The sequence below is a fragment of the Dyella sp. 2RAB6 genome, assembly GCF_052115385.1.
Taxonomy (GTDB): Bacteria; Pseudomonadota; Gammaproteobacteria; order Xanthomonadales; family Rhodanobacteraceae; genus Dyella_D.
On the sequence record NZ_JBFRGP010000004.1, the window covers coordinates 314,379 to 338,939 of the forward strand.

The following is a 24,561-nucleotide window of genomic DNA, read 5'->3' on the forward strand; positions in this document are numbered from 1 at the left end:
CGAAATGTATGCGCCAGGTCACAAAATGACAGGGCCTGACTCGGCCGGAAGTGATAGGCGCGGTCAGCGCTCCGGCGATACCCGCGGCCGCGCCGGGCGATAGCGCTGCCACAGGTATACCGGCAGCCCCAGCAGCAACAGCACGCCGCCCCACAGCAGCGCCTCCGCGCCGGTGCCGACCAGCGCCCACAGGCTGTAGGCCAGCGCCAGCGCGGCCGCCGTGCGGCGCGCCACGCTGGCCGTGCGGTCGATGCGCCACCACGCCAGCACGCTCAGCACATAGGGCAGCAGGGTGGCCGCGGTCGACAGCAGGATCGACAGGGTGAACAGCGCCACCAGCGACTTGCTGCCGTTGGCGGCGATCAGCACGCTGGCCAGCACGCTGCTGAGCAACAGGCCGAACCACGGCGTGCCGCGTGCGTCGGTGCGCGCGAACGGCGCGGGAAACAGGCCGTCCTGCGCGGCGGCGTACGGCGTCTGCCCCTGCAGCAGCACCCAGCCGTTCAGCGCGCCCAGGCACGAGACGGTAGCCACCAGCCCCATCGCCCAACCCGCGGCCGGGCCCCAGGTCTGCGCCGCCGCTGCCGCCATCGGCGCGGCCGACGCCTGCGCCACGCCATGCGGCAGCAGGCCGATCACCGCGGTGCAGGCGAGCATGGTGGCGATGCCCGCCACCAGCATGCCGGCCACGGTGGCGCGCGGCACCGTGCGCTGCGGATCGCGCACCACGCCGGTGGGCACGGTGGCCGCTTCCAGGCCGAGGAAGGCCCACAGGGTGAGCGCTGCAGTGGCGGTGGTGACCGAGGTCAGCGCCTGCCCGCTAGGATTGAACGGGCGGTACGCCGCGCCATGCACCAGCGCGAGTCCGCACACGCCGAACACCAGCAGCGGGATCACCTTCAGCGCGGTGGTGACCAGTTGCATGCGTCCGGCTTCGCGCACGCCGGCGGCATTGATCGCCGTGCACAACCACAGCACGCCCAGCGCCGCCGCGGTGCCGCGCCAGGGCGTGGCATTGGCAGCGGGCCAGATCGCGCCGAGGCTGCCGGCGAAGGCCACCGCGATCGCCGCGTTGGCCGTCCAGACGCAGGTCCAGTAGCTCCATGCCGCGACGAAGCCGGCAGTGTCGCCGAAGGCCAGCCGCGCATAGGCATACGCGCCGCCGTGGTTGGCCACGATCTGCGCCAGCCACGCATGCACCAGCGCCAGCAGCAGCGCGCCGCCCAGGGTGAAGCCCCAGCCGAGCAGGCTGGCTGCGCCGAACGGCGCCAGCGCCGCCGGCAGCACGAACACGCCAGAACCGATCATGTTGCCCACCACCAGGGCGGTGAGCATCCACGGACCCAGCAGCCGCGCCGGTGCCTTCATGCCTGCGCGCTTTCGCGGTAGGCGCGGCGCAGCAGTTCGTGGAAGTGATGCACGGCGTTTTCGCGCAAGGGATTGAGCCGGCCCGCTTCGTACGAGCCCGAAGCCAGCCCGCGCTGCACGTCTTCGCAGATGGTCACGTCTTCCACCTGCACCTCGTCGCTGAAGGCGATGTCGGCGGCGCGGCGCGCGTGCGCGGCGTCGCCCGGTGCCGGCGCGTAGTAGAAATCGAACTCCACCCGGCAGCGGTCCACGCCCAGCGGCAGCACGCGATTGGTCTGCAGGCGGCCGGGCAGGATATTGAGCATGGCGTTGGGATAGAGGAAGTAATACAGCGCCTCGCCGCTGCCGTAGAGATCGGACGCACTTTCCAGCGGGCTGTACTGGTACGAGTACCACTGCGCCGTTTCGGTGATGTAGCTGCGGTAGTCGAGCAGGCTGTTCAGGCCAGGATGGATGTGCGGTACGTGGTAACCCTCCAGGTAGTTGTCCACGTAGACCTTCCAGTTGCAGGCGACGTCGTAGCCGACGCGGTGGTGGAATTCGAACTCGGCGAGCGAGCGATCCGGCCCCAGCCGCTGGTCGATGCCGGCGACGAACTGCTCGAACGGCGGCGCCTCGCCGACCGCCACGAACACCAGGCCCTGCCACACCTGCACGCGCACTTCCGGCAGGCGGATCTGCGCGGGATCGAAATCCGGCGTGCGCCCCATTTCCGGCGCGCCGCGCAGTACGCCGTCCAGGCCGTAGGTCCAGCCGTGGTAGCGGCAGCGCAGCGCCGTCGCGCCCTTGCCGTCGCAGCTGGCGATCGGGCCGGCGCGATGGCGGCAGACATTGTGGAAGGCACGGATCGTATGTTCGTCGCTGCGCACCACCAGCAGCGGCAGGCCGGCGATCTGGGTCACCAGGTGATCGCCCACCTCGGCCAGCTGCGCGCGATGGCCGACCAGCTGCCAGCTGCGCGCGAACACGGCGCGCGCATCGAGCGCCGGAGCGGCGGGGTGGTTGTAGAACCGCGCGGACAGCGCCAGCGCATGGTCGAGCGCCTGCGGCGCGAGGACGTCGGGCGAAAGCAGTTCGGTCATGAGGGCATCCGTCGGCGGCGATAGCCGAGTATCGGTCCGACCCGCCGACGGCGTGAAGGAGCGCCGCAGCATGCGGCGCCAGAGCGCGCAGGTTGGGGTGAGCGCAGCGAACCCCAACAACCCCCCACGCAGGCGGCCACACCCGTCGCGACGATCGACCGGATGCAGGTTAGCGCAGTCGCAGACGCCCGTTGGGGTTCGCTGCGCTCACCCCAACCTACGCGAGTTGGGTCTGCACGTCGTTGATCGAGTGGCGGATGCGCACGGTGAAGATCGAATCGGCGTGGTGGATCATCACCAGCCGCTCGGTCGCGCGCGTCATCGCCACGTACAGCAGGCGCGCTTCCTCCGCCTCGTCCTTGCCCGGCATCGGCAGCGAACCCAGGCCCGGGATGATCACCAGCGGGAATTCCAGCCCCTTGCTGGAATGCATGGTGACCAGCTTGACCGTGTCCTGGCCCGGCTCGAACAGCGCACGCTTGCCGTCGCCTTCGGCCAGCGTGCTGGGAATCTCCGCACGCTGCAGCGCCTCGTGCAGCCGCTCGCCTTCCCACTTGTTGCGGAAGATCACCGCGATATCCGCCAGCGGCCGGCCCAGCGTGCGTTCCTCGCGCAGGCGCTCGATGATCGCCGGCAGCTGGTCCTCAGTGCGTTCGACGCGGACCAGTTCGGGCAGGGCGCCGCGGCGGCCGGCGCTTTGCGGGGCGACCAGCGGCACGCCGTCTTCGTCGTCGTCGTCGTGGCCGAGCAGCAGCTCGTTGGCGAAGCCGCGCGCCACCGACAGGATCTCCAGCGTGTTGCGGTAGTTGAGCTTCAAGATGGTGGTGCGGCCCTGCGCCTGCACGCCCAGGCTTTTCCAGCTCAGGCGCTTGCGGTCCGGCTTGCCGTAGATGTTCTGCGCGTCGTCGTACAGCACCAGCAGCGAGTTGGTGTTGGGGTCGATCATCTGCACGATCAGCTTGTACCAGTCCGGCTCGAAGTCGTGGCCTTCGTCGATCAGCACCGCGCCGTACTGGAAGCGCGGGATCTGGCCCTTGTCCACGCCGGCGATCACCGCCGGCGGCAGCGCATCGAAGAAGCCGCGCCCTTCCGGCGGCAGCGGCACGTGGTAGGCGCTGAGCATGGCGCGGCACCACTTGTGGAAGTTGTAGACCTGCACCTTGTCGCTCAAGCCGCGCTCGCCCATCAGCTGATCAAGGCGTGCGGCCAGCGTCTTGTTGTAGCAGAGCACCAGGATCGGCTTGCTCAGCGCGCGCGCCAGATGCATGGCGCGGAAACCCAGGATCATGGTTTTGCCGGAGCCGGCCACGCCGTGGATGATGCGGTGCTCGTCGCCGAGCGAACGCGCCAGCTGTTCCTGCTGCGCGTCCATCACCTTGATCAGGTCGGGGATCTCCACCGTGGCCACGGCGCCGGCGGTGGAGGGGTCGAACAGGCCGAACTGGCCGGAACCCGGTTCCACGCGGATCTCCGGGAACAGGTGCCAGCGCACGCGATCGATCTGCGGCAGGGTCAGCGCGGTGGGGAAGATCTGCGGATACATCGCCCACAGGCGTTCCTGGAAACCTTCGGCGTCGACCGACTCGTACATCTCGTCCTGGCAGATCACCAGGTGGGCGGGGATCACCGCGTCCAGCCCGCCGGCGTCGAACTGCTTGCGGCTGATATTGGCCAGCACCACACCGTAGCCCCACGGCATGATCAGCTTGCCCTCGTAGGGATGGCCGGGCGGGTGGCGCAGGGCGGGGTCGCGCTGCAGCAGCTTGTAGACCTCGCTGGCGCAGTCGCGGGCCTGCATCAGCGGATTGTGCTCCTTCACGCTGAGGCGGCCGGTGAGCAGGGTGAACAGGGTGGGGTCGGCCTGCTGGATGGTGTCCGGCTTCCAGTCCTTCACCTCCAGCACGAGCAGGCCGCGGCGGGGGTGGAACACGATGAAGTCCGGGCGGCGCTGGCGCGGGCCGATCGGCACGTCGTACCACAGCAGGTAGTCTTCCTCGAGCTTCTGTTCCAGGCGCTCGGAAAAGCGCTTTTCGCCGCTGGTCATGCGCGACAGGCAGCTGTTTCTGGTTGGAATGAGCGTCGCCACCTGCGCTTCCCTTATTGCGTGTGGCGGCGACGTTAGCGGATCGCGGGTCCGTGTCAATTCGCGGTTGGCATGCCGGACCGCATGGGACGGGGGCTGGCGGAGGGTGCATGATGCCCGTTGCCATCCCAAGGAGCCTGTCATGGACGCCTCTTCCTTGCCCCAGATCCACGAGCTGTACCCCTACCTGCGCGTGCACGATGCCCAGGCCGCGCTGGACTTCTACCAGCAGGTCTTCGGCGCGCGCCTGCAGTTGCGCCTGGACGAAGCCGGCACCGGCAAGATCGGCCATGCCGAGCTGGTGTTCGGCGAAAACATGGTGCTGATGGTGTCCGACGAATACCCCGAGTACGGCATCGTGGGGCCGAAGTCGGTCGGCGGCACCAGCGTCACCTTGCACCTGCATGTCGACAATGCGGACCGCCTGATCGATCGCGCGGTGGCAGCCGGCGCCGAGCTGGTGCGGCCGCCGGCGGATGCGTTCTATGGCGAGCGTGGCGGCACGGTGCGCGATCCGTTCGGGCACGAGTGGCTGATCGGGCATTCGATCGAGGATGTGAGCCCCGAGGAAATGCAGCGGCGCTACGACGCGATGATGGCCGGAAATTGATCGGTTGCCACGACGTAAGCCCCTCTCCCTCCGGCGACCCGAAGGTAGTCCCGTGGGAGAGAGGGGTTGGGGTGAGGGTACGGGCGGAGCGCAGCGTTACCCTCTGTCCTCTGTCCGTACCCTCATCCGGCTGCCGCCACCTTCCTCGCTCCTCAAAGCCGGGCACAGTCCTGTGCCCTCTCCGCGTGCTCCCGAAGGGAGAAGGACTCACGCTCGAAGGTTTACGAGTGCCAGGCGTTTGGATGTCCAGACACGTCAGTTGCGTTCGTAACCGAATAAAAGGGTTTGCATCGACCGGATGCTGTGTTATCCATACGCCCCATGACCTTCTCCTCCGCCCGCTATTACTTTTGGTTTTACGGCTATCCGGTGCCGGCGGCGGAGGAAGAGGTGCGATCGTAAGCAGAATCAACGACCACTCTCCCGAAAAGCCGCCAGCCTCCACTGGCGGCTTTTTTCATGGCCGCCACTGGATCCCCACCCAGGAAACCGCGCCATGACCACCCCCCACACCGACGACCTGCGCATCCGCGCGATCACTCCCTTGAGTCCACCGGCCGAGGTGATGCGCGACTGCCTTGCCGGCGAACGCGCGCTCGACACCGTGGCGCATGCGCGCACCGCCGTGCACGACATCCTCGCCGGCCAGGACGACCGGCTGGTGGTGGTGATCGGGCCCTGCTCGATCCATGACACCACCGCGGCGATGGAATACGCGCGCCGCCTGCTGGCGCAGCGGCGGCGCTATGCGGACACGCTGGAGATCGTGATGCGCGTGTATTTCGAGAAGCCGCGCACCACCGTGGGCTGGAAGGGCTTGATCAACGATCCGGACCTGGACGGCAGCTTCCGCATCGACAAGGGCCTGCGCCTCGCGCGCACCGTGCTGCGCGACATCAACGAGCTGGGCGTGCCGGCCGGTTGCGAATTCCTGGACATGATCACGCCGCAGTACATCGCCGACCTGGTGGCCTGGGGCGCGATCGGCGCGCGCACCACGGAAAGCCAGGTGCATCGCGAGCTGGCCTCGGGGCTGTCCTGCCCGGTGGGTTTCAAGAACGGCACCGACGGCAACGTCAAGATCGCGGTGGACGCGGTGCAGGCCGCCTCGCAACCGCACCATTTCATGGCAGTGACCAAGGACGGCCGCACCGCCATCGCCAGCACCATCGGCAACGAGGACTGCCACGTGATCCTGCGCGGCGGCAAGCAACCGAACTATGACGCGGCCAGCGTGGATGCCGCCTGCGAAGCGATCGCCCGCACCGGTCTGGTGCCGCGCCTGATGGTCGACGCCAGCCACGCCAACAGCAGCAAGCAGCCGGAAAACCAGCCGCGGGTGATCGACGATATCGCGCTGCAGCTGGAGGACGGCGAGCGCCGCATCATCGGTGTGATGGTCGAAAGCCATCTGGTCGGCGGCCGCCAGGAGCTGGTGCCGGAGCAGCCGCTGCGCTATGGCCAGAGCATCACCGACGGCTGCATCGACTGGGAGACTTCGCTTGGCGTGCTGGAGCGGCTGGACGAAGCGGTGCGCCGGCGCCGCGCGGGTTCCGGCGTGGCGGCGCGGTTGCGGCAGGCGGTGGGATGTTGAGCCGCGTGCTCAGGAGCGTTCGCGGCGGCTCTGGCGGGGATCGAGCGCGAGCGTGAGGCGCGCGAGATGCTTGCCTTTCACGACTGCAGGCACGCAGCGTGCCCTAAGCTGCCCGCTTCATCCGCATCGGTCCACGTCATGAGCTACGCGATCCAGCATCAACCCAACGAACGCCGTTTCTCCGTCTCGGTCGAGATGGAGCTATGCGTGCTCGACTACACGCTGGCACCTACGCCTGCGGGCGAAGTGATGACCATCACCCATACCGAAGTGCCGCCGCCGCTGGAAGGGCGCGGCATCGCGTCGGCGCTGGTGCAGGCTGCGCTGGACCATGCGCGCGAGCAGCGCTGGAAAGTGCGTCCCGCATGTTCCTACGCCAATGCATGGATGCGCCGCCATCCGGAGTACGAGGATCTGCGCGCAAGCTGATCTCCTCGCTATCATCGGCGCGGTCGCAGGAACCCCAAGGAGATCCGCATGAACAGCACCGCCCCGGGCAAGACCCGGCCAAGGACGTACCGGCGCTTCCACTACCTGCGTGCGCGGCCGCGGCTGATGGTGTCGATGGGGATCTTCGCCGCCGCGCTGGCGGCCTTGCTGGTCTATGGCATGCGCCCTTCGATGGCGCTGCTGCTGGCGTTCGATGCGGCGGCGCTGGTCTATCTGAGCCTGCTGGCCGTGCTGTTCGGCCGCGCCACGCCGGAGCTGATGCGCTGCCAGGCGCGCGCGCAGGACACCGGGCGCTGGGGCTTTCTGTGGAGCGCGATCATTTTGACCGCCGTGGTGATGGTGGCCCTGGGGGCGGAACTGCATGGCGGCGCCGAAGGCGGCATGGCCTCCATTGCCTTGGCCGGCGGCAGCATCGTGCTGTCGTGGCTGTTCATGAACACCATGTTCGCCATGCATTACGCGCATGGCTATTACGGCGACTTCGGCAAGAAGCACGAAGGGCTGCAGTTTCCCGAGACGCCGGAGCCGGATTACTGGGACTTCGCGTATTTCGCGATCGTGATCGGCATGACGTTCCAGGTCTCGGACGTGCAGATCACCAGCCGTTACCTGCGCCGCGTGGCGCTGCTGCACAGCGTGATCGCGTTCTTCTTCAACGTGTTCATCATTGCGTTGAGCGTGAACGTGGTGGCCGGCAAGGCCTGAGGCGTTCCACGTAGGTTGGGGTGAGCCGCAGGCGAACCCCAACGATGCGAGGCAATGAAGGCCGCGATGTTGGGGTTCGCCTGCGGCTCACCCCAACCTGCACTGCGCTGGACTTCAATCGCGGAAGTTGTCGAACTGCAGCGGCAACTCCACCTCGGCCTTGCGCAATACCTGCATCGCCGACTGCAGGTCATCGCGCTTCTTCCCGGTCACGCGCAGCTTGTCGCCATTGATCTGCGCCTCGACCTTCAGCTTCGCCTCTTTCAGCGACGCCACCAGCTTCTTGGCGATCGGCTGCTCGATCCCCTGCTTGACGGTGATCTTCTGCCGCGAGCCGGCCAGGTTGGTCTCCGGCTCCGCCACGTCCAGGGCGAGCACGTCGATCTTCCGCGACACCAGCCGTCCGCGCAGGATGTCCAGCATCTGTTCGAGCTGGAATTCGCTGGGCGCGCTCTGGGTGATCACGAACTTGTCCAGCTCGAACTTCGCGTCGGTGCCCTTGAAGTCGAAACGGGTGGCCAACTCGCGGTTGGCCTGGTCGACGGCGTTGGTCAGTTCGTGCTTGTCGACTTCGGAAACTACGTCGAAGGAAGGCATGTTTGCATCTCGCAAGGGAAACCGGTGGGGAAGTGTACGCGGGTAGGGGATAATCCGTCCCCTCGCAACCAGGGTGGGTGATGGCGTGAAGGTGGACGTATTGGTGATCGGCGCGGGTGCGGCCGGCCTGATGTGCGCGATCGTGGCCGCGCAGCGCGGGCGCGAGGTGCTGGTGCTCGACCATGCCAACAAGCCGGGCAAGAAGATCCTGATGTCCGGCGGTGGGCGCTGCAATTTCACCAACCTGGGCGTGACGCCGGCGCAGTACCTGTCCGCCAACCCGCATTTCGCCAAGTCCGCGCTGGCGCGCTACACGCCGGCGGATTTCATCGCGCTGGTGGAGAAGCACCGCATCGCCTATCACGAGAAGGAGTTGGGGCAGCTGTTCTGCGACGAGTCCTCCAAGCTGATCGTGCGCATGCTGCTGGACGAGTGCGCGGCGGCCGGCGCGCGGGTGGAGACCAGTTGCGCGGTCGATCGCGTGCGCAAGACCGACGAGGGCTTCGCCGTGCATACCGCGCGCGGCGAACTGCACGCGCAGTCGCTGGTGGTGGCCAGCGGCGGCCTGTCGATTCCCAGCATGGGCGCCACCGGTTTCGGCTACGAGCTGGCGCGGCAGTTCGGCCACCAGGTATTGCCGACCAGTGCCGGGCTGGTGCCGCTGACCTTGAGCGGCAAGCACCAGGAGCGCTATCAGGACCTGTCCGGCCTGGCCTTGCCGCTGGTGGAGGCGCGCGTCGGCAAGCGTGCTTTCCGCGCGGGGATGCTGTTTACCCATCGTGGCGTGAGCGGGCCGGCGATCCTGCAGATTTCCTCGTATTGGCAAGCGGGCGACGATCTGCGTATCGATCTGCTGCCGGACCAGGATGCGGCCGGTTGGCTGCAGGCGCAGCGCAATGCGCGCCCGGCGATGGAGCTGAAGAACGTGCTCGGCGACCTGCTGCCGCGCCGCCTGGCGCAGCGCATGTGCGAGCTGTGGTTCGAGAGCCGCCCAATGAAGCAGTACCGTCCCGCCGAGCTGGACGCGATCGCCGCGCAGTTGCGCGACTGGCCGTTGATCGCCAGCGGCACCGAGGGTTATCGCACCGCCGAGGTGACCCTGGGCGGCGTCGATACGGACGGGTTGTCGTCCAGCACCATGCAATCGAAGCTGGTGCCCGGCCTGTACTTCATCGGCGAAGTGGTGGACGTGACCGGTTGGCTGGGCGGCTACAACTTCCAGTGGGCATGGGCCTCGGGCCATGCGGCGGGGCTGGCGGCCTGAGTCACGCCCCATCCATCCGGCGTGGCGCACGGTGGCAGACCTGTTTTTTCCAGTTCACCGGTTGAGGAGTTATCCATGAAAGTCGGTTTTATCGGCCTCGGCGCCATGGGCAGCGCCATGGCCAGCAACCTGCTCAAGGCCGGTCACAGCGTGACGGTGTGGAACCGTTCGCCGGCAGCAACCGAGCCGCTCGCCTCGCTGGGCGCCAAGGTGGCCAGCACGCCGGAGCGCGCGGCGCAGGGCGATGCGTTGTTCAGCATGTTGTCGAATGACCAGGCCGTGCGCGATGTGGTGCTGGACAGCGGCCTGCTCGAGGCGATGGACAAGGGCACCGTACACGTCAACCACGCCACCGTGTCGGTGGCGCTGGCGCGCGAGCTGGCATCGGCGCATGCACAGCGCGGGCTGGACTACCTGGCCGCGCCGGTGTTCGGACGGCCGGACGTGGCTGCCGCCGGCAAGCTCAATATCGTCGCTGCCGGCAAGCCCGCCGTGCTCGAACGCATGCGGCCGCTGCTGGAAGCGATGGGCAGCGCGATCTGGCCGATGGGCGAGGAGGCCGAGCGCGCCAATGTGGTGAAGATCGCCGGCAACTTCATGCTCGGCGCGGCGATCGAGAGCATGGCCGAGGCCTCGGCATTGACCCGCGCGCATGGCGTGAGCGCCGGCGATTTCCTGCATCTGATGACCAGCACGCTGTTCGCCTCGCCGCCGTACCAGGGCTACGCCAGGCTGATCGCCGAGCAGCGCTTCAAGCCGGCCGGTTTCGCGCTGCCGCTGGGCTACAAGGACATCAACCTGGCGCTGTCCGCCGCCGATGCGGCGCGCGTGCCGCTGCCGTTCGCCAGCGTGCTGCGCGACAGCCTGCTGGAGACGCTGGCGCTGGGCGACGAGGACGTGGACTGGTCGGCGCTGTCGCTGGTGGCGGCGCGCCGCGCGGGACTGAAGGACTAAGGCGCGGCTTTGCGCGGGGTCTAAGGCGACGGGCGCGCCTTGCGCGCCTGCCGCAGCCGCGCCAGCCACACATCGAGCTGGTTGGCGAAGGCCTGCTTGTCGCGCGGATGGAAGGCGGCCGGGCCGCCGGTGTCGACGCCGGCGCCGCGCAGTTCTTCCATGAAATCGCGCATCCCCAAGCGCTGCGCGATGGTGTCGGGGGTGAACAGTTCGCCGCGCGGATGCACCGCCAGCGCGCCCTTGGCGATCACCTGCGCGGCCAGCGGAATGTCCTGCGTCACCACCAGGTCGCCCACCGCCACGCGGTTGGCGATCTCCGCATCGGCGACGTCGAAACCGCCAGGCACCTGGATCGCGCGCACGAAACGCGACGGCGGCGTGCGCAGGAACTGGTTGGCGACCAGGGTCACCTGCACCTGTTCGCGCTCGGCGGCGCGGAACAGGATCTCCTTGATCGCCACCGGGCAGGCGTCGGCGTCGACCCAGATGCATGCGTCCGCATTAGCGGCGGGCAGCTTCACGCGAGCCCGTTCCAGTGCAGGGCGCCGTCGATCACCGTGTTCGTACGGCCGCCGATCCATACCGTGCCGTCGATGATGCGCACGCGCAGGCTGGCGTCGTGGCCGATCTCGCGGCCCTGGCTCACCGTATAGCCGGCGGCCAGCGGGCCGTGCGGCTCGGCGTGGGCGATATAGGCGGCGATCAAGCCGTTGGCGGCGCCGGAAGCCGGGTCTTCGACGATGCCGACACCGGCGGGGAAGGCGCGGACCACCAGCTGGTAATCCGCCAGCTGGTAATCCGGATGCGCGGCGCGGGCGAACGCGCACAGGCCCAGGCTGTCGGTGGCGCGGGCCAGCGCGCCGATGGCGGCGTGGTCCGGCTGCCAGGCGCGCAGGCTGGCTTCGTCGGCGCATTCGGCCAGCCACCAGTGGCGGCCGCCGGCGACGTAGGCGGGCGGCAGCGCGCCGAGCCCGATGCCGGACAACGCCGCGGCGAGCAGCGGGTGCGCGTCGGTGCCGGTCTTTTCGACCGTGGCCTGCGGTGATTGCAACAGCAACTGTCGCGTGTCGCCCGCACCTTCGATGCGGATCGGCAGCACGCCGGCGCCGCATTCCTGCCACAGCACGCCGTCGCGCGGCGTGGCCAGGCCGCATTCGAGCACCGCATGCGCGCTGCCGATGCTGGGATGGCCGGCAAAGGGGATTTCCTTGTGCGGAGTGAAGATGCGCACGCGGTAGCTGGCGTCCGGCGTCGACGGCGGCAGCAGGAAGGTGGTCTCGACCAGGTCGGTCCAGCGGGCGAAACGTTGCATCTGCGCATCGCTCCAGCCGGTGGCGTCGGTGACGACGCCGAGGTGGTTGCCGCCGCCGTGGGCAGCGGCAAAGACGTCCAGATGCAGATAGCGGATGGGGGGCATGAGGGCAAGCGTGTGGCGGGGAAGAAGCGCGTAGCCGCGCATCATACGTCGCCGGGGGCCGCGAGGGCGAGGTCGGCGCCGCCCTGGTGACAAGCGTGCGCCCGCCCGCCAAGATGCGCGCTTTGCCGTACCCGCGCACGGAAACCGTACATGCTGATCACCCTGCTCATCATCGCAGTCACCTGCATCGTGTCCTTTATCGCGTTGAACAACGCGCGCCTGCTGGACGATCTGATCCTGTGGCCGCCGGCGATCGAGAAGAAGAAGGAATACCACCGGCTGGTGACCTACGGCTTCATCCACGCCGACTTCTTCCACCTGCTGTTCAACATGATCACGCTGTTCTTCTTCGGCCGCGCGATGGAGCCGATCTACACCGCCTACATGGGCACGATGGGCTTCCTGCTGTTCTATGTCGGCGCGCTGGTGGTTTCGATCCTGCCGACCTATATCGCCAACCGGCACAACGCCAGGTACCGCAGCCTGGGTGCGTCCGGCGCGGTATCGGCGGTGCTGTTCGCCTTTATCCTGGTGGCGCCGTGGGCGCGCATCGGGGTGTTCTTCGTGCCGATGCCGGCGATCGTCTACGCGGTGCTGTACGTGGCCTATTCGATCTGGATGGACCGCCACGGCCAGGACAACGTCAATCACAGCGCGCATCTGTGGGGTGCGGCGTATGGGGTGGCCTTCACCCTGATCATGAAGCCGGACCTGATCTCACACTTCCTTAGCGAACTGGCGCGGCCGCGTTTCTGAACGCGGCGGACCCGGACTGAAACGCCACCGGGCAGGGGGCATTTCCGCTCAGTGCGCATTCAACGCAGCGGGCCTAGCGTGGCGCCATCAACCCCCGAGGTGCGCCATGAAACGCCTGCTAGCCGGCCTGACCCTGGTCGCCGCCACCGCGGCCCTGTCGGGTTGTTACTACGATCCGGGCTATAGCTACGTCCGCAGTTCCAGCTATGTGGGCGACGCCTATTACGGCTCCGGACGCACGGTGGTCTACGACGACGGCTATTACGCGCCGGCCTATCCCAGCTACTACAGCGGCGGCTACTACGGCTGCTGCTACGCCCCGCCGGTGACGGTGGGCATCAGCGGCGTGTGGTACGGCGGCGGTTCGCGCTGGCACGATCGCGGCGGCCGCTACTACCGCGGCGGTGGTGGCAACTGGCGCGGCGGCAACTGGAGCGGGCATCGCGGCAACTGGAGCGGCGGCCGCGGCGGTCACTCCTGGAGCGGTCACGGCCGCTGAGCCCGCCCTGGCCGGCTGAGGGCCGGCCCGGCACAATCGCCGGATGAGCTATCCGGGCAAGCGCTTGCCGCAACGACTCAACAGGCTCATCGCCCTCGCGGCGGTGGGCCTTTTGCTATCCGCCTGCGGCGGGCTGCGCTACTACGCCCACGTGGCGCATGGACAAAGCCAGCTGCTGCTGCACCAGCGCGCGGTGCAGCAGGTGATTGCCGACCCGGCGACCCAGCCCGCCCTGGCCAGGCGCCTGGAGCTGGCGCAGCAGGCGCGCCGCTTCGCCACGCTGAAGCTGGGGCTGCCGGATAACCGCAGCTATACCCGTTACGTCGAACTCGGCCGCCCCTACGTGGTGTGGAACGTGTTCGCCACCCCGCGCTATTCGGTGGATGCGGTGCGGCACTGCTTTCCGATCGCCGGCTGCGTGGCCTACCGCGGCTATTTCGACGAGGCCAGGGCCAAGGGCGAGGCCGCGCGCATGAAAGGCGAGGGCGACGACGTCTATGTCGGCGGCGTCTCCGCCTATTCCACCCTGGGCTGGTTCGCCGACCCCATCCTCAGCAGCATGCTGCGCTGGGACGACGATGAGCTGGCCGGCACCATCTTCCACGAGCTGGCGCACCAGCGGCTGTATGTGCAGGACGACAGCGCTTTCAACGAATCCTTCGCCAGCTTCGTGCAGGAGCAGGGCCTGAAGGAGTGGCGTGCCTCGCGCGATCTGCCGCCGCTGCTGGGACGGGACCAGGCCGAGGACGACGGTTTCACCAGGCTGGTGCTGGAGCTGCGCGACCGTCTGCGCCAGGCCTATGCCAATGGCGGCGACGAGGCCGCGCTGGAGGCGGCCAAGCAGGCGCAGATCGCCGCGTTCCGCGAGCGCTATCGCCAATGGCGCGAAACGAACTGGCCCAGCGATCACCGCTACGACGCGTGGGTGGCGGCGCCGATCAACAATGCGCGCCTGCTGCCGTTCGGCTTGTACGACCAGTGGAAGCCGGCTTTTGCGGCCTTGTTCCGCGCGTCGGAAGGGCAGTGGCCGCTGTTCTACGCCGACGTGCGCCGGCTGGCGCAGTTGCCGAAGGAAGACCGCGATCGCGAGCTGCGGCGTCTTGCCGCCACGGTGGCCGTTGCACCGGCCCCGCAAGCCTAGATCGTTCCTAAAAAGAAACGCTGTGTTGCCGTTTGGACGTCCAGACGGCCATTGCCGGTGTATGGTCGGGCCTTTCGCGTGGCTGGAGAAGGCTCTTGAAGCTGGTGTCCTGGTGGCTCGGTATCCGTTTCTGGAAGCGCGTGCTTGCGGGCTTCGTGCTGGGCGCGCTGGCCGGCTGGGCCTGCGGGCCGGGTGCGCTGGCGTGGTTCCAGCCGCTGGGCGAGGTGTATGTGGCGCTGATCAAGATGATCGCGGTGCCGCTGGTGTTCTTCGCCGTGGTCAACAGCGTCGCCAGCCTGCGCGGCGTGCAGCGCATGGCGGCGCTGGGCGGGCGCACCTTCCTGTGGTTCGCGGTGACCGCGGCGCTGGCGGTGGGCGTGGGGCTGCTGGTGGGCCATCTGACCAACCCGGGGCTGGGCGTGGGGCAGCTGGCGATGGCCGCCGACTACAAGGTGCGCGAGCTGCCGTCGGCGGTGAAGGTGCTGCTTGACGTGGTGCCGACCAACCCGTTCCGCGCCTTGTCCGAAGGCAAGATCCTCCAGGTGATCTTCTTTGCCGGCCTGCTCGGCCTGGCCCTGGTCAAGATCGGCGATAAGTCCGCGCGCCTGCGCGAGCTGTTCGGCGAGGCCAACGAAGCCATGATCCAGGTCACCCGCTTCGTGCTGGAGATGACCCCGATCGGCACCTTCGGCCTGATCGCCGCGCTGGTCGCCGGCTACGGTTTCGAGAAGCTGCTGCCGCTGGGCAAGTTCGTGCTGGCCCTGTATGCCGCCTGCGCGGTGCAGATCGTGCTGGTCTACGGCGGCCTGCTGCTGGCGCATGGGCTGAGCCCGCGCCGCTTCTTCCGCGGCGTGCTGCCGGCGATGCAGGTGGCTTTCACCTCGTCCTCCAGCTTCGCCTCGATGCCGGTGGCGCTGCGCAGCGTGACGCAGAACCTGGGCGTGTCGCCGGCCTATGCCTCCTTCGCGGTACCGCTGGGCGCCAGTATCAAGATGGACGGCTGCGGCGCGATCTATCCGGCGATCAGCGCGATCTTCGTGGCGCAGTATTTCGGGCTGACGCTGGAGCCCGCGCAGTATTTCGTGATCCTGCTGGCCTCGGTGCTCGGTTCGTTCGGCACCGCCGGCGTGCCGGGCACGGCGACGGTGATGGTCACCCTGGTGCTCAGTTCGGCCGGCCTGCCGGTGGAGGGCATCGGCTATCTGGTGGCGATCGACCGCGTGCTGGACATGATGCGCACCATGACCAATGTCACCGGCCAGATGCTGGTGCCGGTGCTGGTGGCGCGCGAGCAGGGGCTGCTGGATATGGACGTCTATTTGGGCGAGGCCGCGCCGGCCGGCTTGCCCGCCGGACAGGAGCCCGCGCGCTGACTCAGGGGCCGCGCTTGCGCCCGGCCATGTGGCGCAGGTAGGCGAACAAGGTGTCCAGGTCGGCGTCGCTCAGCACCTTGGCATCGAAGCCCGGCATCTTCGCCTGCGGCCAGTGGCGCAGCGCCTGCGGGTTGCGCACATAGGCGCGCAGCAGGTCGGCGCGCAGGTATTCGGTGGGGTTGTAGGGCAGGTTGAGGTCCGGCCCCAGTTTGGCGTCGCCCTGGCCGTTGAGGGTGTGGCAGGCCAGGCAGATGCGCTGGAACACCTCGAAGCCGCGCCGCTCCGGGCTGCCGGCGGCCAGGGCCGGATCGGGCGCCATGGCGGGGAAGCGCGCGGCCACCGCGTCCAGCTTGCGGATCGCAGCCAACTGGTACGGCCATTGTTCCGGATTGATGCCGCCGGCCTCCGGCTGGGTCCACACGACGTAGAACGGCCCGGCGCCCTGGGTCTTGCCGGGCAGGGCGGGCCAGGGCAGGTGGGTGTCCTCAATGGCCAGCCAGGCCTGCGCGCCATGTCCGTCCAGGATCAGCGCAGCCGGCACTTCGGCGGCAAAGCCGTCGTTGGCGACGAACTGCAGATGGTCGCCCGCCGCCGCCCCGGCCAGCAGCGCCTTCAGCGGCACGGCGCGGTAGCGCATGGTGCGGCGGTAGGCCACGTCCTGCGGGATCTCGATGCTGCGCGCATCCGGGCGGGCCGCGAGCTGGCTGCTGTCCAGCGTCTTCGCGCCATGGCCCAGGTCGATCTTCAGCTCGGCCGCACCCGCCGGCAGGGCAAGCAGCAGGGCGAGCAGGCACAGGCGGCGCAGCAGCAGGGGCATGGCGGGGGTTCTTCCCGGGGGGGGGGGCGAGCGGGGCATTGTGGCATGTGCCCCGGGCGCGCCATGGCCAGCGGGAACCGATGGTTTGCGGCGGAAACCAGATCCCGGATTTTGCCCGGGTTTCCCGAAGCTGGCGGAAACCTGAACCGATCTAAATTCGCACTTGAACTATGTCCGGACCGACCGCACTAACCATTCGTATCGCCGTGAGGCGAAATGAGATGGGGCAGCAGATCGCACCATCGGGGGCCGCCTCGGTTTCTCCCCCTCTTTGTAGAGGACGGCCTGACAAGACCCCGGTAGCTACTCCCCTGGCTACCGGGGTTTTCATTTTTCCGGCTCATGCAAAGCTTCCGGGCTCGCGTTCCGACGCGACCCACGGGGATAATCGCGAACGGCTCGCGCCGCTCTTCCCCCGCCGGATCCCCGATGATCATCCGCTCCCTGCTCGACACCGACCTGTACAAGTTCTCCATGATGCAGGTGGTGCTGCACCACTATCCGGCTGCCCAGGTCGAATACCGCTTCAAGTGCCGCAACCCGGGCATCGACCTGGTGCCGTACATTGAGCAGATCCGTGCCGAACTCGCCGCGCTGTGCAGCCTGCGCTTCAGCGAGGAAGAGCTGGACTACCTGCGCTCATGGCGCTTCATCAAGAGCGACTTCGTCGATTTTCTCGGGCTGTTCCAGCTCAATGCGAAATACGTGAGCATCGAGCCGGCGGCCAGCGGCAACGGCGAGATCGAGATCCGCATCGTGGGGCCGTGGCTGCACACCATCCTGTTCGAAGTGCCGCTGCTGGCCATCGTCAACGAGGTCTACTTCCGCAACACCGCTCCCGGCCTGGACCTGACCGAAGGGCGTCGCCGCCTGCGCGACAAGATCGCCCTGCTGCGCGACACGCCCGGCTACGAAGGCTGCCGCATCGCCGACTACGGCACGCGCCGCCGCTACTCGCGCGAATGGCACGCCGAAGTGGCGCAGGAGCTGCGCGACGGGCTGGGGCCGAAGCTGGCCGGCACCAGCAACGTGTGGCTGGCCTGGAAGCTGGGCCTGACCCCGCTGGGCACGCTGGCGCACGAATACCTGCAGGCGCACCAGGCGCTGGGTCCGCGCCTGCGCGATTCGCAGGTGGCGGCGCTGGAGACCTGGGCCAGGGAATACCGCGGCGACTTAGGCATAGCGCTGTCCGACGTCTACGGCCTCAATGCCTTCCTGCGCGATTTCGACATGTACTTCTGCAAGCTGTTCGACGGCACCCGGCACGACTCCGGCGATCCGTTCGCCTGGGGCGAGCGCGTACTGGCGCATTACCGCGCCAACCGCCTCGACCCGAGCAGCAAGGTGCTGGTCTTCAGCGACGGCCTGGATATCCCCAAGGTGATGCAGCTGTACGCACACTTCCGCGGCCGCTGCCTGCTGGCCTTCGGCGTGGGCACCAACCTCACCAACGACGTCGGCCCGAAGCCGCTGAACATCGTGATCAAGATGGTCCGCTGCAACGGCCAGCCGGTCGCCAAGCTCAGCGATTCGCCGGGCAAGAACATGTGCGAGGACAAGGCCTACGTGGCCTATCTGCGGCAGGTGTTCGAGATTCCCTTGCCGGATGAAGAAGCTGCCTGAGAGACAGGTTGCGGTTCGCCACACGCTCGTCATTCCGGCCTGCGCCGGAATGACGAGCAAAAAAAACGCCGGGCGATGCCCGGCGTTTTTTGTTGATGCGGAAGAAAAAGCTCAGAACGCCGGCAACACCGCACCCTGGTATTTCTGCTCGATGAACGCCTTCACCTCGGGGCTGTTCAGCGCCTTGGCCAGCTTCTGCACGCGCGGGTCGTCCTTGTTGTCGGGACGGCCGACCAGGTAGTTCACGTACGGCGAATCCTTGCCTTCGATCAGCAGTGCGTCCTTGGTCGGATTGAGGCCGGCCGCCAGCGCGTAGTTGGTGTTGATCAGGGCCAGGTCCACCTCGTCCAGCGTGCGCGGCAGCATCGCCGCCTCGAGCTCGCGGAACTTCAGGTGCTTCGGGTTGGCGGTGATGTCCTTCTGCGTGGCCAGCTCGTCGTTCGGGTCCTTCAGCGTGATGATCCCGTGGCGCGCCAGCAGGAGCAGGGCGCGGCTGTTGTTGCTGGGGTCGTTCGGCAGGGTGACGGTGGCGCCGTCGGGCAGTTCGGCGATGTTCTTGAGCTTGCGCGAGTAGGCGCCGAACGGCTCGATGTGCACGCCGGTGACGATGGTCAGCTGGGTGCCGCGCTGGCGGTTGAATTCGTCCAGGTAGGGCTTGGTCTGGAAGTAATTCAGGTCGATCGCCTTCTCGGCCACCTGGGTGTTCGGCTGCACGTAGTCGGCGAACACCTTGATTTCCAGCTCCACGCCTTCTTTGGCCAGCAGCGGCTTGACCTGCTTGAGGATCTCCGCGTGCGGCACGGCGGTGGCGGCGACGATCAGCTTCTGGCTGCCGCTGGAAGCGTCGCCGGAACCGGAGGACGAGCAGCCGGCCAGCGCGAGCAGGGCGGCGAGGGCGACGAGCAGCTTCTTCATGAGCGGTCAGGATCCTTGATGCGATGCACCAGAATAGCCGTCCATACGGCCGCTTGCAAAGCCGGCCGCCGGGCGGGTGTTTGCCCCGTCACTGGCGGGTGTAGCGGGCCACCACGCGGTCGCCGACCATCTGCAGCAGCTGCACCAGCACGATCAGCAGCACCACGGTGACGAACATATAGTCCGACTTGTAGCTCAGGTAACCGTAGCGGTAGGCCAGGTCGCCCAGGCCGCCGGCACCGATCGCGCCGCCCATGGCGGTATAGCCGACCAGGGCGATGGCGGTGACGGTGGTGCCGGCGATCAGGCCGCCGCGGGCTTCCGGCAGCAGCACGTGGCGCACGATCTGCCAGGTGCTGGCGCCCATCGCCTGGCTGGCTTCGATCACGCCGCGCTGCACTTCGCGCAGCGCCGTCTCCACCAGGCGCGCGAAGAACGGCGCCGCGCCGATCACCAGCGGCGGGATCGCGCCGCGGATGCCGAGCTTGGTGCCGACCAGCGCATAGGTCAGCGGCATCAGCACGATCATCAGAATGATGAAGGGGATCGAGCGCAGGATATTCACCACCAGCGACAGCGCCGCATACAGCGCTGGCATCGCGCGCAACTGGCCCTTGCCGGTGAGATACAGCAGCACGCCCAGCGGCAGGCCGATCAGCACGGTAAGCGCCAGCGAGCCGCCGAGCATCAGCAGCGTGTCGATGCAGGCGTGGCCCAGCTCGGCCCAGTCGTCGATATTCGGAAACAGGCTTTGCAGCAGTGGCGCGCTCATCGGTTCAATTCCTCGATCTCGATCCCGGCGGCGCGCAAGGCGACCAGCGCCTGGTCCAGGTTGGCGCCCTGCATCGCCAGCGTGAGCTGGCCATAGGGCAGGTCCTTGATGCGGTCGATGCGGCCGGCCAGGATGTTGAAGTCCACGCCGGTATCGCGCGCCACGCGGCCCAGTGCCGGCGTCCAGGTGGCTTCGCCGCGGAAGGACAGGCGCAGGATGCGGCCCGGCACCTGCGTGTACGGGGCCAGTTCGCCGGCGGCTTCTTCCGGCAGCGCTTCGTTGACGAAACGCCTGGTGGTGGGGTGTTGCGGATGCAGGAACACATCCGCCACCGCGCCGTGCTCGACGATGCGGCCGGCATCCAGCACCGCCACGCGGTCGCATACGCGGCGCACCACGTCCATCTCGTGGGTGATCAGCACGATGGTGAGTTTCAGCTCGCGGTTGATCTCGGCCAGCAGGTCCAGCACCGAGGCGGTGGTCTGCGGATCGAGCGCGCTGGTGGCTTCGTCGCACAGCAGGATGGACGGCCGGTTGGCCAGCGCGCGGGCGATGCCGACGCGCTGCTTCTGGCCGCCCGAAAGTTGCGATGGGTATTTGGCCGCATGCGCTTCCAGGCCCACCCGGCGCAGCAGTTCGTCGACCCGCGCGCCGATCTTGCCCGCGTCGCGCTCGCCGGCCAGGCGCAGCGGGAAGGCGATGTTGTCCGCCACCGTCTGCGAGCTGAGCAGGTTGAAGTGCTGGAAGATCATGCCGATGCGCCGCCGCTGCGCGCGCAGCGCGGCATCGCCCAGGGTGGTCATCTCGGTGCCGTCGATCTGGATGCCGCCGCCGCTGGGGCGCTCCAGCAGGTTGATCAGCCGGATCAGCGTGGACTTGCCCGCGCCGGAATGCCCGATGATGCCGAACACCTCGCCGTCGGCGATGTCCAGGCTGAAGGGCAGCAGGGCGGGGATGTCCTTGCCGTCGACGCGGTAGGACTTGTGGACTTCGGCGAAACGGATCACGACGGACCTTGGACAGTGACCGGAGGCGAGGCGGGCATTCTATGCCAGGCCGGGCTTTGGCGTAGACTGCCGCGCACCCTTACCGGAGCTTCGCCATGACCACGGCCTACGACTTCAGTGCGCGCGACATCGACGGCAACGAGCGCTCCCTCGACGAATGGCGCGGCAAGACCCTGCTGATCGTCAACGTGGCCTCCAAGTGCGGCTTCACCCCGCAATACGAAGGGCTGGAGCAGTTGTGGCGCGCCGGGCGCGACAAGGACCTGGTGGTGCTGGGCTTCCCCTGCGACCAGTTCGGCCACCAGGAGCCGGGCGACGAGGCCGAGATCAAGAATTTCTGCAGCCTCAGCTACGACGTCAGCTTCCCGCTGTTCGCCAAGATCGAGGTCAACGGCGCCGGCACGCATCCGCTGTACCAGTGGCTGAAGAGCGAGGGCAAGGGCATCCTCGGCAGCGAGGCGATCAAGTGGAACTTCACCAAGTTCCTGGTCGGCCCGGACGGTCAGGTGGTGAAGCGCTACGCGCCCACCGACACGCCGGCGAAGATCGGCAAGGACGTGAAGATTCAATTGGCCGGCTGAGCGGCCACCGCTTTCTCCGGCAGCGGCGCTTCCGCGCGCAGGCCGGCCAGCATCTCCGCAATCGCGTCGATATCGCGGCTGGCGCCGGGCGCGCCGGCTGGCGGATCGTAGTTGTTGAGCATGATCGCGAACGCCAGCCGTTCGCCGCCGGCGGTGGTGACGTAGCCGGCCAGGCAATGCACCAGCGACATGCTGCCGGTCTTCGCGCGCAGGTTGTTGTTGGCCGGCGTATCGCGCATGCGCCATTGCAGGGTGCCGTCCACGCCGGCCAGCGGCAGCGCGTCGAACAGCACTGATGCGTACGACTGCGCGGCCAGGAACGACAGCAGGCGCGCCATCGCATTGGGCGTGCTCAGGTCGCGGCGCGACAGACCGGTGCCTTCCTCGATCACCGTGCTGCCCGGCGGCAGGCCCATCTGCTCCAGCAACTGGCGCATGCCGCGCATGCCCCAGTTCTCGGTGGTGAGAAAGCCGGCCGGCGGCGCCGGTCCCTGCATCGCGGTGGCTTGCGCGCGCACGCCGGCGATCAGCAGCAGGTTCTGCAGATACAGGTTCTGCGAGCGCTTCAGGCCGCGCTGCAGGATCTCGGCCACCGGCGGGGATTGCACTTCGGCGATGAGCTTGGCGTCATCGCGCAGGGCTGCGCCGTCCTGCGGCCAATGCAGCGCGCGCACGCCGCCTTGCAGGGTCACGCCGTGCCGCGCCAGCGCGGTGCGCAATTGTTCGCCGGCGAACAGGGCCGGATCGAAGCTGGCCAGCTTGAAGCGTTGCATCGGGCTGCGCACGGCGATGCTGCCGAATGCGTACAGCGTGCGATCGCCCGGTGCACGGTAGAGATTGATGTCGTTGCGCACGCCGCGCGCGCTGGTGACGATGCGGTTGGCGACCTCGGGCACCGCGCCGGCGGGATCCAGCGCAACGATTGCCGGTCGCCCTTCCGCGCCGGGCGTGACGGTTACGTCGACCTGGTTCTCCTGCACGCTCAGCGCTGACGAAGGCACGGCGAACCAGCTCTGCAGGTCCGTCGCTTCCCAGCCCGAACCCATGGCGGGGCTGGCGAAATAACTGTCGTCGGCGACCAGACCGCCCTTCACCGTGCGGATGCCGCGCGCGGCCACTTGCTGCGCCATGTGCTCCGCCCAATCCACCGTGGCGCGATCCGCGCCCAGGGTGGGATCGCCCATGCCGTACAGGATCAGCGGACCGTCCAGCACGCCGTTGCGCACATGGTCGGCGGCCAGCAGGCGGGTGGGGATGCGGTAGTCGGCGCCGATCTCGCTCAAGGCCAGCGCGGCGGTGAACAGCTTGGCGGTGGAGGCGGTCTGGTACAGGTGGTCGCCGTCGTGCGCGTACAGCGTGCGGCCGCTGTCCAGCGAGATCACGGCGATGCCCCAGCGCGCGCCGGCAAAGCGCGGCTGCGCGATCTGCGCGTCGATGCGCGAGGCGAGCGATTGTGCTTCGTCGGCATGGGCGCCGGTGGTGCACAGCGCCGCGAACAGGGCGAGGAAGGAGCCGATCCGTAGCAGGTTATTCATGGCGCGCAGTATTACGCAGCCTCGCGTAGATGCGGCAGCGGGGCGATCCACGCGCCGCGCCGGTGCAGCCGCCAGGCGATCCAGCCCAGGCCCGCGCCGCGCACCGCCATGAAGGCGAGGAAGGCCAGCCACACGCCGTCGTTGCCCCAGGCGCGCGCGGCCCAGGCGAGCAGGGCGAACAGCGCCACCGCCAGCAGCATGCCGTCGCGCATCTCGCGTCCGCGCGTGGCGCCGATAAACAGGCCGTCCAGCAGATAGCTCCACACCGCCACCACCGGCAGCGCGGCCAGCCAGGGCAGCGCGTGGTAAGCCACCGCGCGCACTTCCGGCAGGCTGGTCTGCAGATCCACGAACAGCCGGCCGCCGCCGGCGAACAGCAGTGCATAGCCGACGCTGCCCAGCAGCGACCAGCCGCCCGCCACCACCAGCGCACGCCGCAGTGCCGGTGCATCGCGCGCGCCGATGGCGTGGCCGCATAGCGCCTCCACCGCATTGGCCAGGCCGTCCAGGCCGAAGGCGGTGAGCATCAAGCCGTTGAGCAGCAGCGCGTTCGCCGCCACCGTGGCATCGCCCAGGCGCGCGCCGAGCACGGAGATGCTGAAGAACACGCCTTCCAATGCCAGCGTGCGGATAAAGATGTCGCGGTTGACCATCAGCAGCGGCCGCCAGTGGGCCCAGCCGCGCAGCGCCTGCCAGTCCACGCGTCCCGGCCAGCCATGCACGGCGCGGCGCGCGCGCCACAGGCCGTACAGGGCGCCGCACCATTCGCCGCAGGCCGAGGCCAGCGCGATGCCCGGCACGCCCCAGCCGAAGCCGAGCACGAACAGCAGGTTCAGCGCGATATTCACCAGGTTGGCGACCAGCAGCAGCGTCAGGGTGGTGCCCGCGCGCTGCGCGCCGATAAACCAGCCGGCCAGTGCGTAATTGAGCAGCGCCGCAGGCAGGCCGAGCAGGCGCAGCTGCAGATAATCCAGGCCGCGCGCCGCCAGCGCTGGGGTGGCGTGCATCTGGCCGATCAGCCATGGCAGCAGCGGCAGCATCAGCAGGCCCACGCCCACGCCGAACACGGCGGCCAGCAGCAGGGCCTGCACCTGCACCGTGCGCAGCGCGATGCGGTCGCCCGCGCCTTCGGCCTGTGCGGCGAAGCCGGTGGTGCCCATGCGCAGGAAGCCCAGGCTCCATACCGGCAGGGCATAGATCGCGCTGCCTACCGCCACCGCGCCCAGGTCCTGCGTCTGCGGCAGATGGCCGGCGACGGTGCTGTCGACCATGGCCACCAGCGGCACGGTGAGGTTGGACAGGATCATCGGTACGGCCAGCGTCCACACCCGCTGGTGGGTAGGGCGGTGGCGCCAGGCTTCGAGAATGGGCGACATGGGACGGCGGATGGCGGGGACGGTGCAGGGTAGCGCCGCGCG

The 24,561-nt window shown here is 68.2% G+C and carries 24 protein-coding genes; 12 read left to right on the forward strand and 12 right to left on the reverse strand.

The features are described from left to right. Positions 1-63: 63 nt before the first annotated feature. The 3 genes from AB4083_RS09255 to AB4083_RS09265 all read right to left on the reverse strand — a co-directional run bounded on the left by AB4083_RS09255 (position 64) and on the right by AB4083_RS09265 (position 4,494). Positions 64-1,368 carry an amino acid permease gene (locus AB4083_RS09255; RefSeq protein WP_441607500.1) on the reverse strand — a complete coding sequence of 435 codons (1,305 nt, stop codon included), beginning with the start codon at positions 1,366-1,368 and terminating at the stop codon, positions 64-66. Next, on the reverse strand, positions 1,365-2,450 hold the full coding sequence (locus AB4083_RS09260) for an aromatic ring-hydroxylating oxygenase subunit alpha (protein WP_441607501.1): 1,086 nt from the start codon (positions 2,448-2,450) through the stop codon (positions 1,365-1,367). The genes AB4083_RS09255 and AB4083_RS09260 overlap by 4 nt, the downstream gene beginning before the upstream one ends. 217 nt (positions 2,451-2,667) lie before the next feature. Beyond that, entirely contained in the window at positions 2,668-4,494 is a 1,827-nt protein-coding gene (locus AB4083_RS09265; RefSeq protein ID WP_441607502.1) for a DEAD/DEAH box helicase, read from the reverse strand. A gap of 181 nt (positions 4,495-4,675) precedes the next feature. Here AB4083_RS09265 and AB4083_RS09270 point away from each other — a divergent pair, with 181 nt between their 5' ends. The 4 genes from AB4083_RS09270 (at position 4,676) to AB4083_RS09285 (ending at position 7,892) form a co-directional block, all read left to right on the forward strand. Further along, positions 4,676-5,143, forward strand: coding sequence for a VOC family protein (locus AB4083_RS09270; RefSeq protein ID WP_441607503.1), 468 nt, complete (start codon positions 4,676-4,678; stop codon positions 5,141-5,143). Between the two features lie 496 nt (positions 5,144-5,639). After that, positions 5,640-6,737, forward strand: a complete 1,098-nt coding sequence (locus AB4083_RS09275) for a 3-deoxy-7-phosphoheptulonate synthase (RefSeq protein WP_441607504.1) — start codon at positions 5,640-5,642, stop codon at positions 6,735-6,737. Positions 6,738-6,875: 138 nt separating this feature from the next. Then, a complete protein-coding gene (locus AB4083_RS09280) occupies positions 6,876-7,166 on the forward strand; it encodes a GNAT family N-acetyltransferase (RefSeq protein WP_441607505.1) in 291 nt (96 codons plus the stop codon). Positions 7,167-7,214: 48 nt separating this feature from the next. Further along, complete coding sequence (locus AB4083_RS09285) at positions 7,215-7,892, forward strand: DUF1345 domain-containing protein (RefSeq protein WP_441607506.1); 678 nt, start codon at positions 7,215-7,217, stop codon at positions 7,890-7,892. Between the two features lie 114 nt (positions 7,893-8,006). Here AB4083_RS09285 and AB4083_RS09290 read toward each other — a convergent pair whose 3' ends face one another. After that, entirely contained in the window at positions 8,007-8,489 is a 483-nt protein-coding gene (locus AB4083_RS09290) for a YajQ family cyclic di-GMP-binding protein (protein ID WP_441607507.1), read from the reverse strand. Between the two features lie 85 nt (positions 8,490-8,574). Here AB4083_RS09290 and AB4083_RS09295 point away from each other — a divergent pair, with 85 nt between their 5' ends. Together AB4083_RS09295 and AB4083_RS09300 are read left to right on the forward strand one after the other, a co-directional pair. Beyond that, the gene (locus AB4083_RS09295; protein WP_441607508.1) at positions 8,575-9,753 is read left to right on the forward strand and encodes an NAD(P)/FAD-dependent oxidoreductase; all 1,179 of its coding nucleotides are present in this window, start codon (positions 8,575-8,577) and stop codon (positions 9,751-9,753) included. Positions 9,754-9,828: 75 nt separating this feature from the next. Continuing rightward, positions 9,829-10,707, forward strand: a complete 879-nt coding sequence (locus AB4083_RS09300; protein WP_441607509.1) for an NAD(P)-dependent oxidoreductase — start codon at positions 9,829-9,831, stop codon at positions 10,705-10,707. Positions 10,708-10,727: 20 nt separating this feature from the next. On the opposite strand, the gene AB4083_RS09305 is transcribed toward AB4083_RS09300, so the two are convergent. Both AB4083_RS09305 and AB4083_RS09310 read right to left on the reverse strand, forming a co-directional pair. Further along, positions 10,728-11,228 carry a YaiI/YqxD family protein gene (locus AB4083_RS09305; RefSeq protein WP_441607510.1) on the reverse strand — a complete coding sequence of 167 codons (501 nt, stop codon included), beginning with the start codon at positions 11,226-11,228 and terminating at the stop codon, positions 10,728-10,730. Beyond that, positions 11,225-12,124, reverse strand: a complete 900-nt coding sequence (locus AB4083_RS09310; RefSeq protein WP_441607511.1) for a PhzF family phenazine biosynthesis protein — start codon at positions 12,122-12,124, stop codon at positions 11,225-11,227. The genes AB4083_RS09305 and AB4083_RS09310 overlap by 4 nt, the downstream gene beginning before the upstream one ends. Before the next feature lie 150 nt (positions 12,125-12,274). Between AB4083_RS09310 and AB4083_RS09315 the strand changes: the two genes are divergently transcribed. The 4 genes from AB4083_RS09315 (at position 12,275) to AB4083_RS09330 (ending at position 15,893) form a co-directional block, all read left to right on the forward strand. Beyond that, positions 12,275-12,880, forward strand: a complete 606-nt coding sequence (locus AB4083_RS09315; RefSeq protein WP_441607512.1) for a rhomboid family intramembrane serine protease — start codon at positions 12,275-12,277, stop codon at positions 12,878-12,880. Between the two features lie 106 nt (positions 12,881-12,986). After that, positions 12,987-13,379 carry a hypothetical protein gene (locus tag AB4083_RS09320; protein WP_441607513.1) on the forward strand — a complete coding sequence of 131 codons (393 nt, stop codon included), beginning with the start codon at positions 12,987-12,989 and terminating at the stop codon, positions 13,377-13,379. 103 nt (positions 13,380-13,482) lie between these two features. After that, complete coding sequence (locus AB4083_RS09325; RefSeq protein ID WP_441607626.1) at positions 13,483-14,520, forward strand: aminopeptidase; 1,038 nt, start codon at positions 13,483-13,485, stop codon at positions 14,518-14,520. A 95-nt stretch (positions 14,521-14,615) separates the two neighbouring features. After that, on the forward strand, positions 14,616-15,893 hold the full coding sequence (locus AB4083_RS09330) for a dicarboxylate/amino acid:cation symporter (protein ID WP_441607514.1): 1,278 nt from the start codon (positions 14,616-14,618) through the stop codon (positions 15,891-15,893). Between the two features lies 1 nt (position 15,894). Here AB4083_RS09330 and AB4083_RS09335 read toward each other — a convergent pair whose 3' ends face one another. After that, on the reverse strand, positions 15,895-16,710 hold the full coding sequence (locus AB4083_RS09335; RefSeq protein WP_441607515.1) for a c-type cytochrome: 816 nt from the start codon (positions 16,708-16,710) through the stop codon (positions 15,895-15,897). Positions 16,711-17,139: 429 nt separating this feature from the next. Here AB4083_RS09335 and pncB point away from each other — a divergent pair, with 429 nt between their 5' ends. Next, positions 17,140-18,333, forward strand: coding sequence for a nicotinate phosphoribosyltransferase (gene pncB, locus AB4083_RS09340; protein ID WP_441607516.1), 1,194 nt, complete (start codon positions 17,140-17,142; stop codon positions 18,331-18,333). Between the two features lie 111 nt (positions 18,334-18,444). On the opposite strand, the gene AB4083_RS09345 is transcribed toward pncB, so the two are convergent. From AB4083_RS09345 to AB4083_RS09355, 3 genes are all read right to left on the reverse strand, one after another. Then, complete coding sequence (locus AB4083_RS09345) at positions 18,445-19,248, reverse strand: MetQ/NlpA family ABC transporter substrate-binding protein (protein WP_441607517.1); 804 nt, start codon at positions 19,246-19,248, stop codon at positions 18,445-18,447. Positions 19,249-19,336: 88 nt separating this feature from the next. Next, complete coding sequence (locus tag AB4083_RS09350; RefSeq protein WP_441607518.1) at positions 19,337-20,020, reverse strand: methionine ABC transporter permease; 684 nt, start codon at positions 20,018-20,020, stop codon at positions 19,337-19,339. Beyond that, positions 20,017-21,027 (reverse strand): methionine ABC transporter ATP-binding protein, encoded by a 1,011-nt coding sequence (locus AB4083_RS09355; protein WP_441607519.1) that lies wholly within the window; start codon positions 21,025-21,027, stop codon positions 20,017-20,019. Before AB4083_RS09355 ends, AB4083_RS09350 begins: the two co-directional genes overlap by 4 nt. A gap of 95 nt (positions 21,028-21,122) precedes the next feature. Between AB4083_RS09355 and AB4083_RS09360 the strand changes: the two genes are divergently transcribed. After that, positions 21,123-21,608, forward strand: a complete 486-nt coding sequence (locus AB4083_RS09360) for a glutathione peroxidase (protein ID WP_441607520.1) — start codon at positions 21,123-21,125, stop codon at positions 21,606-21,608. Here AB4083_RS09360 and dacB read toward each other — a convergent pair. Both dacB and AB4083_RS09370 read right to left on the reverse strand, forming a co-directional pair. After that, positions 21,593-23,143 (reverse strand): D-alanyl-D-alanine carboxypeptidase/D-alanyl-D-alanine endopeptidase, encoded by a 1,551-nt coding sequence (gene dacB, locus AB4083_RS09365; RefSeq protein ID WP_441607521.1) that lies wholly within the window; start codon positions 23,141-23,143, stop codon positions 21,593-21,595. The genes AB4083_RS09360 and dacB overlap by 16 nt on opposite strands. A gap of 11 nt (positions 23,144-23,154) precedes the next feature. After that, a complete protein-coding gene (locus AB4083_RS09370) occupies positions 23,155-24,519 on the reverse strand; it encodes an MATE family efflux transporter (RefSeq protein ID WP_441607522.1) in 1,365 nt (454 codons plus the stop codon). Positions 24,520-24,561: the final 42 nt, after the last annotated feature.